General features: G+C 62.2%; 10 protein-coding genes. 7 read left to right on the plus strand and 3 right to left on the minus strand.

The window, feature by feature from the left end:
* Positions 1–15: 15 nt before the first annotated feature.
* Together V6M87_RS25300 and V6M87_RS25305 are read right to left on the minus strand one after the other, a co-directional pair.
* A complete protein-coding gene (locus V6M87_RS25300) occupies positions 16–5112 on the minus strand; it encodes a DUF3320 domain-containing protein (protein WP_332879451.1) in 5097 nt (1698 codons plus the stop codon).
* A gap of 112 nt (positions 5113–5224) precedes the next feature.
* Entirely contained in the window at positions 5225–6157 is a 933-nt protein-coding gene (locus V6M87_RS25305; protein ID WP_332879452.1) for a LysR family transcriptional regulator, read from the minus strand.
* Positions 6158–6258: 101 nt separating this feature from the next.
* Between V6M87_RS25305 and V6M87_RS25310 the strand changes: the two genes are divergently transcribed.
* The 3 genes from V6M87_RS25310 (at position 6259) to V6M87_RS25320 (ending at position 9114) form a co-directional block, all read left to right on the plus strand.
* Positions 6259–6888 (plus strand): pyridoxamine 5'-phosphate oxidase family protein, encoded by a 630-nt coding sequence (locus V6M87_RS25310; protein WP_332879453.1) that lies wholly within the window; start codon positions 6259–6261, stop codon positions 6886–6888.
* A 774-nt stretch (positions 6889–7662) separates the two neighbouring features.
* Entirely contained in the window at positions 7663–8061 is a 399-nt protein-coding gene (locus tag V6M87_RS25315; protein ID WP_332879454.1) for a hypothetical protein, read from the plus strand.
* A gap of 36 nt (positions 8062–8097) precedes the next feature.
* Positions 8098–9114: a hypothetical protein gene (locus tag V6M87_RS25320; RefSeq protein ID WP_332879455.1), complete on the plus strand. Its 1017-nt coding sequence runs from the start codon at positions 8098–8100 to the stop codon at positions 9112–9114.
* Positions 9115–9542: 428 nt separating this feature from the next.
* Here V6M87_RS25320 and V6M87_RS25325 read toward each other — a convergent pair whose 3' ends face one another.
* Complete coding sequence (locus tag V6M87_RS25325) at positions 9543–11849, minus strand: TonB-dependent receptor (RefSeq protein WP_332879456.1); 2307 nt, start codon at positions 11847–11849, stop codon at positions 9543–9545.
* Between the two features lie 243 nt (positions 11850–12092).
* On the opposite strand from V6M87_RS25325, the gene V6M87_RS25330 reads away from it, so the two are divergent.
* The 4 genes from V6M87_RS25330 to V6M87_RS25345 all read left to right on the plus strand — a co-directional run bounded on the left by V6M87_RS25330 (position 12093) and on the right by V6M87_RS25345 (position 16715).
* Positions 12093–13100 carry a sulfate ABC transporter substrate-binding protein gene (locus tag V6M87_RS25330; RefSeq protein WP_332879457.1) on the plus strand — a complete coding sequence of 336 codons (1008 nt, stop codon included), beginning with the start codon at positions 12093–12095 and terminating at the stop codon, positions 13098–13100.
* A 58-nt stretch (positions 13101–13158) separates the two neighbouring features.
* Positions 13159–13635: a GNAT family N-acetyltransferase gene (locus tag V6M87_RS25335; protein ID WP_332879458.1), complete on the plus strand. Its 477-nt coding sequence runs from the start codon at positions 13159–13161 to the stop codon at positions 13633–13635.
* A gap of 89 nt (positions 13636–13724) precedes the next feature.
* On the plus strand, positions 13725–15278 hold the full coding sequence (locus V6M87_RS25340) for a cryptochrome/photolyase family protein (RefSeq protein WP_332879459.1): 1554 nt from the start codon (positions 13725–13727) through the stop codon (positions 15276–15278).
* A 129-nt stretch (positions 15279–15407) separates the two neighbouring features.
* Positions 15408–16715: a leucine-rich repeat-containing protein kinase family protein gene (locus V6M87_RS25345; RefSeq protein ID WP_332879460.1), complete on the plus strand. Its 1308-nt coding sequence runs from the start codon at positions 15408–15410 to the stop codon at positions 16713–16715.
* Positions 16716–16781: the final 66 nt, after the last annotated feature.

Here is a 16781-nt window from a genome sequence, read left to right on the forward strand (position 1 = left end):
GCGAGGACGAGCCAGTTACGCTTCCGGTAAATCCAGCCACAGTGCCGGTACTCCCCCGGCATCTGCCCTGAAGCGCCCTGTGCAGGCAAAAGTAGCGTAATCGCTCAGGCCGCCCGCGACCACCGCATCGCAGAACTCTTGTCCCACCGTATTTGGCAGGTTGCCAAATACGGTGTTCTCGACTTCGACTGCAACGATACCGCCAGCGCGCAGCAGCAAGCGACAAGGCATTGCAGGCATCGACGCCAGCAGCGCCGGCACAGCACGGCACAGGGCGACCTGCACGGAGAATGTGCCAGGCCCGTTGATGAGCGGGGTTTCTTGCGCAGTCACCGCCCCTGCGCTGCTCACTGTTGCGATACGCTCCTGCAAATCCGGACCGACGCGGCGAAAGCCCAGCAAGTTTGCCGCCGACCGGATCGCGTCGGCTTCCAGGCCGCCAGCGTTGTGTTGGCGCGCCAGCGCGAGCGCCGCCTTGATTTCGAGCGGAGCGATATGCTTGGCCTTGAGCGTGGCGCCCGACTCGGCCGAGCGGTCACGCACCGGCGCCGCGGTTGCTTGCCCGGTCGTGTAAAAGAAATCGTCTTCGCCCAACAGCTCGCGATGCACGGCCCTGGCTCCCGAGAGGGCCGCAGCCGTGACGGCGAGGATGCGCGAGCCCGCCTTCTCCTTGCCAAAGCAGGCAGCGAGCCGGCGCGCCACTTCGTCGAGATGAATCGGCCCTTCGAATGCAACGATACGCCAGACCAGCTCGGCCAGCGCAGCGGGCGGTGCGTCGTGTGGCTCGGCGTAGCCCTCGACCGGAAAGTGTGCGCGCTGGTAGGCCGGCATGCGCACCGCCGCAGCTTCAGGAACGAACATGGGCATCTGCTCCGGCGCAGGAACGTCGCCGGAACGATCTTCTGCTGCCGGCACGTGCACCAGGCGGTGCCAATTTGCGCCATTGATCCGGATTCCGCTGTCCGCCTTCAGGCGCGCTGCATCGAGCGCAGTGCGTAGCCGTTCGATTTCCAGCGCACGATTGTAGAACCAGTCGGTGCTCCAGATGCGATGGAAATTCCAGCCCAAACTTTCCAGCACGTCCTGGCGCAAACGGTCGCGCTCACGCGCCCAGAGCGCGCTGTGATAGGTGGCGCCGTCGCACTCGAGTGCAAGAATATAGGTATCCGGCCTGGCCGGATGGCGAATCCCCATGTCGATCCGGAATCCCGCCGAGCCGACCTGTGGATCGGCGATGTAGCCCATGCCTTGCACGACCCGTGCGACATCGGCTTCAAACGGGCTATCCGCTTCACCAACCGAACCCGCCGTTTCGGTCATGCGGCCGTCGCGTGCGAATTCGAGGAAGCGCTTGAAGATGCGCGTCCCATCGCGCGTGGCGCGCCCGGGGTCGATATCGCCAGGGTCGAACGAGGCAAAAATCTCGCAGCGCACGCGCGCGCGCGTGAACAGCACGTTCAGGCGCCGTTCGCCGCCTTCCGCGTTGACCGGGCCGAAGGTCATCGAGGACAGGCGCCCGCCAGGCTGGGCCGGGCCGTAACCGACACTGATCAGGATCACGTCACGCTCATCACCCTGCACGTTCTCGATATTCTTGACAAACAGGTCTTCGGCCTGCCCCTCGCGCAGGAACGCGTCGAGCTCAGGGTCGGCGCGCCGCGCCAACTCCAGCAACTCCGTGATCAGGTTGCGTTGGGCGGTCGAAAACGTGACGATTCCTAACGACAGCTGCGGGTCGACCCGCGCATGTTCAGCCACCCGCGCCACCAGCGCTTCGCCCTCGATGCGGTTGTCGCGCTTGCCGCCCTTGTCATACACCCCGGCAACGCGCGTGAAGCACAGACCGTATGCGGGATCCTTCTGCAACGGCGAGGGCGGCAGAATCAATGCGTCCTCGTAAAATTCGCTGTTCGACACGGCAATGAGCGACGGGTCGCGTGAGCGGTAATGCCACTGCAGCATGCGCGCCGACAAGCCACGGGCTTCACACAAACTCAGTATGCTTTCCATCGATCCCGCCGCGGCAGCATTGCCCAGCAAGCCGGGGCGTTCGCCGTCTTCGTCATCCTGCTCGTCAGTGGCATCGTCGGACAGCACGCGGTCGAAAAATGACGAAGGCGGCAGCTGCTTCTGGTCGCCCACCACGACGATCTGGTTGGCGCGGGCAATCGCGCCAAGGGCATCCTCGGGACGCACCTGCGACGCTTCATCGATCACCAGCAAGTCGAATTGCAATTTCCCGGGTGGCAAAAACTGCGCCACCGAGATCGGGCTCATCAAAAGTACCGGCTTGATGCGCTGTACCGCCTCGCCAGCGAGGGAGAACAAGCGGCGCAGCGCCAGATGGCCGCGCTTTTTCCCCATTTCCCCGCGCAGGATTTTCATCTCGCCTTGCGCGCCCAAGGGCAGTTGCTGCAAATGTCCGGCGCGAATCGTCGTCACATTTTCCTGCAAGCGCGCGCGCTCCAGCGCGCTGAAGCGCTCGACCAGCGCATGGCGCTTTTCCTGAGATACATCGCGCAATACTGGCGAGGCCAATCTCGCACGTTCCCACAGCGCTTCGGCGCGGGCATAGGCAAGTTGGTCGCATGCGTCGCTGGCCGTCAACGCTCCCGTCCGGATACGGTTTGCCAGGACCTCGAAGCCACTGTCGCACAGCCTGGCATACAAGCGCTGCGCCAGTGCCCAGTCAGCGTAGAGGTGGGTCGATGCCGCAATTGCCGCGCAGCGGCTGCCGACGGCGGCGAGTTGGCCCGCTTCCGTTCCACCCGGGACAAAGGCAGCGGCATCGATTTCCAGCATGCCCAGCAGTTCGCCCACATCGCGCCGGACCAGGCTTGCCGCCTGATCGACTGCTTGCCGCATGGCGCTGACGCGCGCCCCGTCTTGTGCGATCCGGATCAATGCTGCCGGCGGGCAGGTCAGTTCGGCGCCGGCGACCTTGTCGACCCAGGCCAGTAGCGCCAGCATCCCGGTAAAGTCGCTCAGCGCAGCGCGCCAGGCCAGGCCAAGCAAGGGGGCTGCGTACGCCTGATCCGCTTCCCAACGCTGGCGCAAGGAGGCGATATGCAGCAGTCGATCGACCAGCACAACGCGCTCGCTTGCCACATCAGGCAGCGGTTTACGCAACAGTCCGGCAAGCTGCTGCGATGCTTCGCGGTACGCGCCGCCCCAACGTGCAAGCATGGATCCCGCCCCGCCGACGAGCGGCGTACGCAGTCGCGCCGCGTCGTAGATAAAAGCCGATTCGACAAATACCAGGTCGGCACCATCCCGCTCAAGACGCCATGCAGCACCCGCCTCCAGCGTCTCGCGCAACCGGGCCAGGTCGCCGGCGTTCAGCAGGGACTGGGCCAGTTCTGCAGTGCCCGCTGGAAAGCCGCTCAAGCGCGCCAGCACATCCTGGATGCGCAGCGCGGCATGCAGCGAAGGCGACAGGTCCAGGGCCAGGGCATCGATTGGCGCCGCGAGCGCCTCAGCAAGAGTGTTGACGGCGCGGGAAGCAGTCAAACCCGCCCCCGCCAGGCGCACCAGTTCCACCGGCTGCAGATCCTGTTTGCGCGCGTCTGAAAAGGGATCGTCCTGGTTCGTGCGCGCCTGCGCCGCCAGCGCGCCATACTGCATCAGCGCAGCACGGGCCGCCGCTTCCTCCGTCTCGGTCATGTCGGGCAGCGCTGCACGGTCGAGGGTTGGCGGCGCGACGTTCCGCCCCATGAAGTGAATCTGGCGGCCAAGCACGGAAAATGCCGTGGCGCCGCTTGCACCGATGGGTGCGTGCAATGCGTCGCTGATGGCGTTCAGGCTGTCGCGCGCCGCCGTCAATGCCTGCGGCGCACCAGGCACCAGCGGAATCGCCGCAGCGGCGCCAAGCGTGCTTGCCAGTTCGGCCAGCACGTCCATCTTGCTTGAGTTGCGCGAGTGCAGTTCGAGACAGATATCACGCAGACCGACCTTCACCAGACGATCATGCACGACCGACAAAGCGGCCATTTTTTCGGCGACAAACAGCACCCGTTTGCCATCCTTGACGGCGGCGGCGATGATGTTGGTGATGGTCTGCGACTTGCCGGTGCCTGGTGGCCCTTGCACCACCAGGTTGCGCCCCGCCCGCACTTCCTCGATCACCCGCGCTTGCGAGGCATCGGCGTCAACGACGTGAAACATCTGCGCCGGTGGCAGGACGTCGTCAAGCCGGCCCGACGCCGGAAACAGCGCCGGCTCGGCGCCAAACCCTTCGTACAACAAACCGCGCGTGAGCGCGTGCGCGGCAATGGCGCCATGCGGCCACATATCGACCGACAGATCGCGGTACATCAGCAACTTGGCAAACGAAAAAAAGCCGAGCTGGATCGCGTCGGCGTCCACTTTCCAGTTCGTGTGGCTGGCGATGCTCGTGACGACCTGGGAAAAATATGCACCAGGCGACCATGCGTCATCGATCTCAATTTCGGGCAACTGCAAGCCGAAATCGTCCTTGAGCCGCTGTTGCAGCGGCAGGTTGGTCACCACGTCGTCTTCACGCAGGCGCAGCTCATACGTCGAGGTGCGCGGGTTGCGTACCAATTCTACCGGCAACAGCACGAGCGGCGCCTCGCGCGCGATGGAGGAAGCCTTGTCTTCGTACCAGGACAGAAAACCCAGCGCCAGGTACAGAATGTTGACCCCGGATTCTTCTTCTGCCGTTTGCGCTTCGCGCGCGATTTTGAGCAGCTTGCGTTGCAGCGCATCGGCGCCGAGCCGGGTCTCGAGTTGGGCATCGGTCAACCGGCCCGGGTCGAATCCCAACTGGCCGACGTCGGCCAGCTGGATGCCCGACGCGTCGTCCTCGCTGTCCTTGCCAATGGCCAAAAACCGCATGGCTTTTTTGCCCTGCAAGATCAGGTGCACATCGCCGGCGCGCTCATTGACAATATTGACGACATTCCCCCGCGCGTTGGCGCGGTTGACGTGCACCAGGCGATTCCGGGTTCCCGTCTCGACCAGCCGCTTGCGCGTTTCGTTGAACAATTTCACCAATGCCGCCCCTGGCAAGGCGGCATGCGCGTGCTGATCCGGCTCCGGCCCCTGTTCCTGCCCCACACCCGCTTCCATCGACATCGTTGCCCGCTTCACTTGATTGATTTCATTTACACCAGAGGTAAAAGTGTAGCAAAAACTCCAGGTTTATTTGACTGAATGGTCCATTCAAGTGTGCATCCCAAAAAAGGCGTCACACGCCGGCTGGCTAAGCTTCGGCTGATGGAAGGCCCGCGCCGATCGCCTTCAATGCCGCGCGCAGCCGCGGCGCCGCAAAATCGAGGAAGCGCCGCATTTTGAGCGGCATCTGGCCACGTGCAGCGTGCACGAGATGCACGGGCGCGCTGTCCGGCTCGAAGGGTGCCAGGACAAGCTGCAGCGCGCCCGCGCGAACCGGTGCGGCTACCTGGTAGTGCAGCAAGCGCACCACGCCCACCCCGCGCACGCCGGCGTCGGCAGCGGCCTCGGCAGTGCTCAGCGTCAGGCGCGGCACGATGGCGATGTCGAGCGCGGCGCCGCTGTCCGGCTGGCGGAAGCGCCAGGACGGCGTCGGCATCGGCGTGTCCACCGTCACACATGGGTAGCGCAGCAAGTCGGCGGGCGCCTGTGGCACGCCGTGGGCCGCCAGCAACGCCGGGGTGGCGCAGGTCACCGTGCGTATCGCGCCGACCTGGGTGGCCACCATCGTGCTGTCGGGCAGCTTGCCGATGCGCACCGCCATATCCACGTGGTCGTCAATCAGGTCGACGTTGCGGTCGAGCAGCAGCAAACGGACCGTGATGGCGGGATAGGTCGCCAGGAATTCGGCCACCAGCGGCAACACGTGCAGGCGCCCGAACAGCAAGGGCGCCGTGATGGCCAGTTCGCCTTTCGGCTCGGTGAATTCGCCGGCGGCGGCGCGCTCGGCTTCCTCGACCTGCTCGAGGATGCGGCGCGCCGCTGCCACGTAGGCGATCCCGGCATCGGTGAGACTGATTTTGCGGGTGGTACGCAGCAGCAGGCGCGCGCCCAGCAGCGTTTCCAGGTCGGATATTTTGCGGCTCAGCGTGGCCAGCGGCACGTGCAGCAAGCGTCCCGCTGCGGACAGGCTGCCCTGCTCGGTCACCGTCAGCAGCATGGCCATGGCTTCCAGACGATCCATTTCAGCCTTCCATTTTTTGGTAGTCTTATTCCAAATAATACCGGATTCTCACGTCCCATGGAAAGGTGGATACTGCAGTTTTAAAACACCGGAGCGCTGCCATGTCCTATGGATTTCTCGATATTGCCGTCACACCGAGCGTGCGCGCCGTGCAGGACGGTATGGGCGCCGCCGCCACCTGGGAAGACTTCCAGGGCCAGCGTGCATCCGATCGCTTTACCGGCAACGAGGCCGCTTTCATCGGCGCTCGCGACAGCTTTTATATGGCGACGGTGTCGGAAACGGGCTGGCCCTACGTCCAGCACCGGGGCGGCCCGGCGGGTTTTCTGAAGGTGGTGGACGAGACCACGCTGGCGTTCGCGGACTACCGCGGCAACCGCCAATACATCAGCACTGGCAACCTGGCGGCGAATGATCGCGCCTGCCTGTTTCTGATGGATTACCCGCAGCGCGCGCGGCTGAAAATTTACGTGCATGTGGAGACGCTGGGGGTGGACGACGATCCGGCGCTGACAACGCTGGTGACCGTGCCCGGCTACAAAGCAAAAATCGAACGCATCTTCCGGCTGCGCCTGGATGCGTTCGACTGGAATTGTCCACAGCACATTACGCCGCGGTTCACTGAACAGGAGGTGCGCGCGGCCACCGCCCCCTTGCTGGAGCGGCTGGCGCAGCTGGAGAAAGATAATCAGGGGTTGCCCGGTCGCGCCACCGGAGAACATGCATCGTGATTGTTCAAGGCATCAGGCCACGTGGCCATGTCGACCATCGCCTGGCCACGTTGCCGTGATCGCATCACTTGCTTTTCTCCATCAAAAACAAGGCCGGATCGCGGGGTTTTCCCACGACCAGCGATACCGGTTCGAGTATTCTCACGAATCCGAACACCGGCCTCATGTCCATGCGCGCGGCAGCGTGCACCAGCGTGCTTTCCTCCCTCACCAGCGCCAAGTGTTGACGGCGCTGGCAGTCGTTTGGCCAAGTGCGCCGGTTCCACCAACCGATACCCTGCGACGATTTTTTTCGTAAAACAGAAAGTAGATAATAGACGAGTTGGAAAGCGAACTCATATTAATTCCGCAAAGACCGATCTGCAACGCGAGTATTGGTGGCTTATTTTGTAAAAATAGTGTGGTTGTTAAACTTAACCCAGTGAATGGCTTGTATTTATAGCAGCACTGGCTTTCCCTACGAATAGCAGCGAGAAAAATTTGCATTAATTTAAAAGCAATTACTTCCGGTCATTTCCGTAAACTTTGTCTGGTTTTACCTTCGTGTAACGGGATGTAATCTACAAGAAAAGAGCAACTGCCGAACTTGGGCACCGCCTGCGCGGACACGATTTTCCTGAAAAATTGTCAGCGCAGCGAATAGATACAGATTGAAAAACTTGTTGTCCGATACGAAAAAAAGTGCAAGCATGCGCTAGCGAATAGACGCAACGGCATCGAATTGTTTTATTAACATATTATTCTAACAACCCATTTAAACAGCGAGATCTACTCATGCGTCGTCATTTTTTTATTTGTTTGTTGATTGCGAGCGCACCCGCGTTTGCAGCCACGCCGCGGGTTTTCCCTCCCTTCGAAATGAATGCTTCATTGGACAAAAAAAATATGCAATTTCATTTCACTGAGGGCGCGGTTGGCGGGATCGTCAATGATTATGAACTCAGCGGAATCATCGGCATGGCCACTGAATTTACGGCGCAGCCAGGCGGCGCGACGATCCTTTTCGATGAATCGGTGACAGAAGAGCGACTGAGAGACTTGATGAACTATCAGGGCCGTCTGGAGGGGGTGGTGCAATGCAAACGCGTGCGGGTAGGAACATCCCCGGAATTTCCACAACTGGGCGTCCAACTCATGGCAGAAGGCTGCATCATCAAGTCGATCAACCATTGATCGATCGTCTCGAGGGCGTCAATCCGGGCGTCATTGATGAATGCCTTCGAACCTGCTCTCCTGACCCTCCAGGCCTGCAAAGAGCCCGCCGCGCCGTCCGCCCAGCCGACGCCGCCAGTGGCCGTGCGCATCGCACCGCAACCTGTCGCACGAGCCGTGCCGGTTGCCTTGGCCGAACCGCAAAACGAGGCCGATGTCATTGCGGGTCTGGGACGGGAGGCGGCAGCCGCCACGCAGTTCGACTCCAGCGCGATACCGGAAACAACCGCCACCATCCCGCCGTTTCCGTATGTGGCGTTCCCGTTCAACACCACCACCATGCCCGGCTACCCGGTGTCGTTTAAAATGGCCAAGCTACACCAGCCCAATTTTGACATGTCCTACGATGTCTACGAGGGGGCGGTCGCCAACGCACAGGCGGTGACCGTGACCGGCGCCCCGCCTGCTGCGCCCCAGCCGCTCGACATCAATGCCTTGCCGGTGAAGAGTACGGCGCTGCCGCCGTTTCCCTACCTGGCTTATCCTGCCCCGCTCGCTACCGTGTTTCAACGAACTGCAAAAGCCAATTTCGACGCCGTCGGCTTTATCGTCGGCAAGCAGTTGCGCATGGTCGAAGGCAAGGTAGAGGTGCGTGCGTTCTACAATCGGCATGCCGATATTTCGCAGATGGCGACGCAGCGCAACGACGAAGCGGCGTTAAAAGGATTGGGCGCGGTGAAGGTCAACACCGTTCCTGCAAGCGATCCGGCGCTGATTGCCGCCATTGGCAACGTCGAGAATCTGAAAAAGAAGCTGCGCGTTCCGGGGAAAAATATCTGGATCGCCTTGATGTTCCAGGATGACAATACCTGTATTGTCGTCACCGAAGAAAAAACCATGGAGCAGACCGTAACCCTGGTCAGCGCCGCCACGATGCACACCGAACTGGCGGCCAAGGGGCATATCCCGCTGTATATCAATTTTGATACCGACAAGGCGACCATACGCGCCGACGGCAAGCCGGCGGTCGATGAAATCGCGGCCTTGCTCAAGAGTGATGCGAAGCTGAAGTAGGAGACTGGACGCGCGCAAAACCGTCGTGTCGAGCTGGTCAAGCTTTAAGTTTTTCACGTATCCGTAACCGATCATCAGCCGGCGTCCGGACGCCGCGTTACCTCAGCGGCTGGCCATCAGGACGCCAGGTGCACCGTCACCACGAAAAACAATGACGAGATGCGACAACGGCGACGCTGCCGTTGTTGCAGATGCAGTTGGAATTCATCAGGCGAGACGATTTGAAAAGGCGCTGTACGCACTCTTTACTGAAGACCTCGCTCGTGGTTCCGAACAAGGTTTCCTGGAGAATGACTGCACGTTCAGGCAACGATACAGCAGGCGGCGCAAGCTGGGGTGCGCCATAGAAATGTGGATAGCACTTTTCAAAATTCATCGAAGGCACCGCAGTCTTCACTGCGGTGCACGACCACGATGAAAGCTGTTGCTTAGAAGTTCGCCTTGAGCTGCAGGCCGAAGGTACGCGGCTCGTTGGTAATGCCGGTCAGGTTATCGAAGTCGATCGCCGCCACCACTTGCACGCGGTCGGTGATATTGCGCGCATACGCTGCCAGCTCGTACTTGCCGTCAGCCCACTTGTAAGCTGCGCGCACGCCGCCTTCGGTGAGCGCCTTGGCCTTATATTCCTTCGCTTCGTACAGGAACATATTGTAGGTGCTGCGGTAGGTCCAGTCGGTCGACGCGTAGAACTCGCCGTTGCCGACCGGGACGCTGTAGCGCAAGGTGAAGTTGGCTTGCCACTTCGGCGCGCGCGGCAGCGGGTTGCCGTCGATGCGCACGGTGCCCGGGAATGGTCCGACCGCATTCGTCACCGTGCAACCGGCCACGCCGCCGGTGTTGGCGAAGTTGCCGCACTGCTGGACGAACAGGGCGCTGTCCTTGATCTCGGTGTCGTTGTAGCTGCCGCCGACACTCACGCGCCAGTTTTCGCTCAATACCCCTTGCGCATCGAGTTCGATGCCCTGCCCGGTCACCTTGTCGGCGTTGAGCAACTGGTTCATGTTGATCACGCCGCTACCCGCCGTCAGCTGCTTGTCCTTGACGCGGTACTGGAACACGCTGGCCGAAATGCGCGCGCGCTGGTTGAAGAAGTCTTCCTTGATGCCAGCTTCATACGACAGCACTTTTTCCGAACCGGCAAACGACGGGCGGTCGGCCAGGCCGTTCAGGCGGCCCTGCATGCTCGGTGCGCGGTAGCCGGTGGCGACGCGCGCGAACAGATTGGTGTCCTTGTCGAGCGCGTAGGTGCCGGACAGATCCCAGCTGATGTTGTGCGAATCGCGGTCGATCACGAACGGACCGGCCGTGGTCGCTTCGACGCGCTTGGCCGAAAAATCTTTCGAGTCGTTGGTGTAGCGCAGGCCGCCGCGCAGTTTCAGCTGCTCGGAGACGGTGTAGTTCAGCGAGCCGAACGCCGCCCACGACGAGGTCTGCTGGGTTTGGGTGGCGTAGTTCGGGCTCAGCGGATTGCCAGGGGCCAGCGAATCGAACGCGATACTGTCGATGCGGATGTCTTCTTTAAAGTAAAACAGGCCACCGATCCATTGCAGCGGGCCGGCGTAGTTGGACTCGGCGCGGAATTCCTGCGTGAATTGCTTGTGGTTCGGCAGCACGTCGGCCGTCTCCACGACGAAGGGAATGAAGCCCGGGCCGCTCGGCTGGGCGTACACGGCGCCGTAGCCGCCATCGACGTCGGCGCGGCTGTAGAAATGGGCTGCTTCGTAGCCGGTGATCGAGTGCAGCGTGATGCCATCGCCATTGAAACGCAGGCGCGCGCTGCCGCCCTTGGTGCGCAGGGTCTGCTCGTTGATGCCGTCGGTCGGGTAGTTACCGTAGTCGAAATTGTCGACCAGGTCGTTGGTGCCTTTTTTGATGATATTGGCGCGGAACAGCGTGGCGTTGTTGTCCAGGTTACGCGCGTGGAAATTGAACAGCGCGCTGAACTGCTTGTTCGGCTGCACCAGCACCTGCAGGCGGCCGGCGTTGTCGTGGTAACCCTCGAAGTCCTTGGTGCCGGTCGGACGCGGGTTGTGCACGCGGTCGTCGCGGTTCTGCGATTGCAGCGACAGGCGCGCCGCCACCGTGTCGCTGATCGGCAGGTTGTAGACGCCTTCGAAATTTTTGACGCCGTCGTTGCCGAAACCGCCGGACAAATAGCCTTCGGTCTTAAAGGTCGGGCGCACCGAATCGAACTTGATCACGCCGGCTGGCGAGTTGCGGCCGAACAGCGTGCCTTGCGGGCCGCGCAGCACTTCCACCTGCTCGACGTCGAACACCGGGAAGCCTTTGAGCATCGGGCTTTCCTGGACGATGTCGTCGACCACCAGGCCGACCGGCTGCGATGCATTCAGATCGAAATCGGTATTGCCCTGGCCGCGGATATAAAAGCGCGGGAACGAGCGGCCGTAGTCGGATTCAACCGACAGGCTCGGCGTGCGGCTGGACAGGAAGCGGATGTCCTGGCCGCCGGCCGTCAGCGTGTCGAGCTTCTCGCCGCGCAAGGTGGTGATCGCCATCGGCACATCCTTGATGTTTTCCGAGCGGCGCTGGGCCGTCACGATCACGGTTTCGAGCTTGCCGCTGGCAGCTGCTGCGGCGGCATCCTGCGCGGCCGTGGTGGCCGTTTCCTGCGCCAGCACCGCCTGTGCGGGGAACGCACTGGCGACGGCTAAAAACATCAAGGTACGACAAGTCGACAGCGAAACACGGGAAACACGGGAGACGGAAGGTTTCATACCTTTTCCTTATAGAGGGGGGGGAGTGTGCAGGTGGGACGGTTCTAAGACAAAGGATAGCAAGTTGTCTTTACTTCCAACAATAATTTAATAGCAATATGATGTTTTTTGTGCACAACGTGGGCTTGGCGATCGCACAAAAATCAGATATGGCAGAGCGAAAAGCTTCGTTCGTTTTTGCGTGCCCAAGCGGTACGCTGCACGGATCAATTCATCAAATGCTGGTTCGAAACGAGGAAAGTCATGTTGGTCAAAAAAATGCTGTTCGCTATTGCCCTCTCCGCTGCCGCCCTGCTGCAGCCGGCGCTCGCCGCCGATATCTCGCTGCTCAATGTCTCGTACGACCCGACCCGCGAGCTGTACCAGGATGTGAATGCAGCCTTCGCCAGGGAATGGAAAGCGAAAACCGGCGACACCGTCAAAATCAAGCAGTCGCACGGCGGCTCCGGCAAACAGGCGCGCGCGGTGATCGACGGCCTCGAAGCGGACGTGGTCACGCTGGCGCTCGGCTACGACATCGATGCACTGGCCGAGCGCGGTCTGCTGGCCAAAGATTGGGAAAAACGCGAAGCGCTCAATGCGTCGCCCTACACCTCGACCATCGTGTTCCTGGTCCGCAAAGGCAATCCAAAAGGGATTAAAGACTGGAACGATCTGATCAAGCCAGGCGTGGCCGTGATCACCCCCAACCCGAAAACCTCGGGCGGGGCGCGCTGGAACCACCTCGCGGCCTGGGGTTATGCGCTCAAGCAGCCGGGCGGCACGCCGGCCACGGCCACCGCCTTCCTGCAAAAACTGTATAAAAACGTGCCGGTGCTCGACTCCGGCGCGCGCGGCGCCACCACCACCTTCGTCGAGCGCGGCATCGGCGACGTGCTGATCGCCTGGGAAAACGAAGCCTATCTGGCCGTCAAGGAACTCGGCCCGGGCAAATTCGACATCATCACGCCATCCGTCAGCATCCTGGCCGAGCCACCGGTCGCCGTGGTCGACAAGGTGGTCGACAAGCGTGGCACCCGCAAGGTGGCGGAGGCTTACCTGAAGTTCCTCTACACCGATGAAGCCCAGGACATCATCGCCAAAAATTACTACCGTCCGGCCACGCCAAAGGCCGCGGCGAAATACGCGAACCAGCTGGCCAAGGTAAAACTGTTCACGATCGGTGATGTCGCCGGCAACTGGACCCAGGCGCAAAAGGCGCACTTTGCCGACGGCGGTTTGTTCGACAAGATTTACGAGAAAAAAGACTAAGTTTGCGGATGACGGTTATGTGTGATACTCCCGCATTCGAGTGTGAAACGGGAGACCCATGAAGCCACGTCGTCGCGCAGTCTCCTTGCCAGCCTTGCACTATCGGCGCGCCCGCAGCGCCGATATTCCGGCGATGTCGCGCATCCGCCTCAGCGTCACTGAAAACACCCTCTCCGACCCCAGCAAAGTCACCCTGCAAATGTATCGCGACTATCTGGACGCACGTGGTCGCGGCTGGGTCTGCTGCAGCGGCAGACGCATCGTGGGCTTTGCCTATGCCAGCCGCGACGACGCCAGCATCTGGGCACTGTTCATCCAGCCCGGCCATGAAGGCCGCGGCATCGGCCGCAAGCTGATGGGGTTCGCCGAGGCCTGGCTGTTCGGGCTGGGCGCGCCGGCCATCACCCTCGACACCGGGCGCGGCACGCGCGCCGAACGCTTTTATGCCGCATCAAGCTGGCTGCGCGAACCCGACGACGGCGGCAGAAACGTCCGGTTCCGCAAACAGGCACCGCTTGCTGCACCAGCGCCTTGACGGTAACAGTGCCCACGGATGCTGCGCAGAACCGGTGCTGAACAGGGTTTGACCATCGGCGCGTATGCCTGGCGCGTTATCATCGCCGCATGACAACGCCCGCCTCCCCTTCCGGCCATACGCTCCGGCTGATCCTCGGTGACCAGCTCAATCTGGCACATCGCTGGTTCAGCCAGGTCGATGACGCAACCACCTATGTGTTGATGGAAGTGCGTCAGGAAACCGACTATGTCCTGCATCACGCCCAGAAAATTCTGGCGATCTTTGCCGCCATGCGCGATCTCGCCCGGCAGTTGCGCGTCGCCGGCCACCAGGTGCATTACCTGGCGATCGACGACCCCGCCAACCTGCATGCGATACCCGCCAACCTGGATGCGCTGGCAAAGCGATACGACGCCAGCTCGGTCGAATACCAGGCGCCCGACGAATGGCGCCTCGACCAGCAGCTGTACCTGCACGGCCGCCAGGCCGCTATTCCCTGGGTGCTGTTCGATACCGACCATTTTTATACTGGCCGCCATGAAGCCGCCGCCATCTTCGACGGCCGCAAGCAATGGCTGATGGAGTTCTTTTACCGCCAGATGCGGGTCCGGCACAGCGTGTTGATGGACGGTCCAAAACAGCCGGCCGGCGGGCAGTGGAATTTTGATCACGATAACCGCAAACCATGGCGCGGCACGCCCGCCGAACCGCGCGATGCGCGCACGCTCCACGACCACGCGGCGCTGTGGCAAACCATCGTCAACGCCGGCGTGCAATCGTTCGGCGACCCCAAGGCCAGCCAGTTCCCCTGGGCCCTGAACCGGCTCGAAGCGCTGGCGCAGCTCGACGCCTTCATCGCGCACGCCCTGCCCCACTTCGGCGACTTCCAGGATGCGATGTCGACGCAGGCGGCGCGCCTGTTTCATTCAATGCTGTCGTTCGCCCTGAACGTCAAGATGCTCGGCCCGCGCGAAGTGGTGGCGCGCGCCGAAGCGGCCTACGCCGACGGGCGCGCGCCGCTGGCCGCCGTGGAAGGTTTTATCCGGCAAATCCTGGGCTGGCGCGAATACGTCCGCGGCGTCTACTGGGACCGGATGCCGGGCTACACCGAGCAGAATTTTTTCCGCCACGAACGCGCGCTGCCCGCGTGGTTCTGGAGCGGCAAAACAAAGATGAACTGCCTGGCCCACGCCATTACCCAATCGCTGCAGGAGGCCCATGCCCACCACATCCAGCGCCTGATGGTGATCGGCAATTTCGCCTTGCTGGCGGGGCTGGCGCCCGACGCGGTGCACCGCTGGTACCTGGGCGTCTACATTGACGCCTTCGAATGGGTGGAAGCGCCGAACACCATCGGCATGAGCCAGTTTGCCGACGGCGGCGTGCTGGCCACCAAGCCGTATGTCTCGAGTGCCGCCTACATCGACCGCATGGGCGACTACTGCAAAGGCTGCCATTACGACAAAAAACAGCGGCTGGGCGAGCGCGCCTGCCCGTTCAATGCGCTCTACTGGGATTTTTTTCAGAGAAATGCGCCCACGCTGGCGCATAATCCGCGCATCGGGATGGCCTACCGGCAGCTGGAAAAAATGGATGCGCAGGCCATCGCCGATTTTCAGGCGCGGGCAGACTGGCTGAAGGAGAATCTGGACGATTTGTAAGGACGACTTGCGCGCTGACTTCCGGACTGCCCGACTCAAAGCAAACAGGATTGATGCGGTGGAACGCGTCTGCGCGAGCCGATACAGCAAGGGCAAGGGTAGAATACGGCGTTTTGCCTTCCCTTCCTCATGCAGACCCTGGAACAACTACAGAACGGCGCACTGGCCGGCGCCGTCCGGCTGCAACTCTCGTGCGCTTTGACCGAATTCCCTCGTGAAATTTTCGACCTGGCCGACACGCTCGAAATCCTCGACCTGTCCGGCAATGCGCTCTCCACCCTGCCCGACGACCTGCCGCGCCTGAGCAAACTGCGCGTCCTGTTCTGTTCACTGAACCAGTTCACGGTACTGCCGGCGGTCCTCGGCGCGTGCCCGAATCTGACCATGATCGGGTTCAAGAGCAACCGCATCCGGGAAGTACCGGCCAGCGCCCTGCCGATCGCGCTGCGCTGGCTGATCCTGACCGACAATGCCATCGCCGCCCTGCCGGCCACGATCGGTCGCTGCACGCAACTGCAAAAGCTGATGCTGGCCGGGAACCAGCTGAGCGCACTGCCCGAGTCACTGGCTGGCTGCACCAACCTGGAACTGCTGCGCATCGCCGCCAATCGTTTGACGGCGCTCCCCGCGTGGCTGCTGGCGATGCCGAAACTGGCCTGGCTGGCCTGCGCCGGCAACCCGTTCAGCGCGGCCGATGAAGCGGCCGCCTCCTGCGGCGCGCATCCTGCCATCGCATGGAACGATTTGCAGATGGCCCACCAGCTGGGCGAAGGCGCGTCCGGCGTGATTTCGCAAGCCGTGCTGGCCGGCGCGCGCGACGTCGCGGTCAAACTGTTCAAGGGCGCCATCACCAGCGACGGCCTGCCGGCGTGCGAGCTGGCGGCTTGCCTGAGCGCGGGCGCGCACCCGAACCTGATTGCGGTGCTGGGCGAAGTGACGGACCACCCGGAGGGCGTGCACGGCTGCGTGATGGCGCTGGTCGACCCCGCTTTCCACAACCTGGCCGGCCCACCGAGCCTGGAAAGCTGCACGCGCGACGTGTACGCGAACGATAAACGCTTCACCCTGGATGCCCTGCTGCGGCTGGCCGGTGGCATCGCGGCGGCGGCGCAGCATCTGCATGCGCGCGGCATCCTGCATGGCGACCTGTACGCCCACAACATCTTGCATACGGTTGCAGGCGACGCCTTGCTGGGCGACTTCGGCGCGGCGTCGCTGTTTGCGCAAGACGGCCCGCACGCCGCTGCATTGGCGCGGCTGGAAGTGCGCGCCTTCGGCCTGCTGCTGGAGGAATTGCTCGCGCGCTGCGACGGGCAAGCGGCATCCAGCCACACGCTGGCCAGTCTGGCGCAGTTGCAGGCTGACTGCACGCAAGCGGCCCCTGCGCAGCGCCCCTCGTTCGACGAGATTGTGCAGCGCATGCAGCCCGAGGTCTGACACCAGCGCCGGCCTGATGTGTGCCACTCCGTTCGTTGTCTAACCGAGGCTGGCGTCCTTGCAGCG

It is taken from the genome of Massilia sp. S19_KUP03_FR1 (assembly GCF_036688685.1).
In the GTDB taxonomy this organism is placed as follows: Bacteria; Pseudomonadota; Gammaproteobacteria; order Burkholderiales; family Burkholderiaceae_D; genus JALYUM01.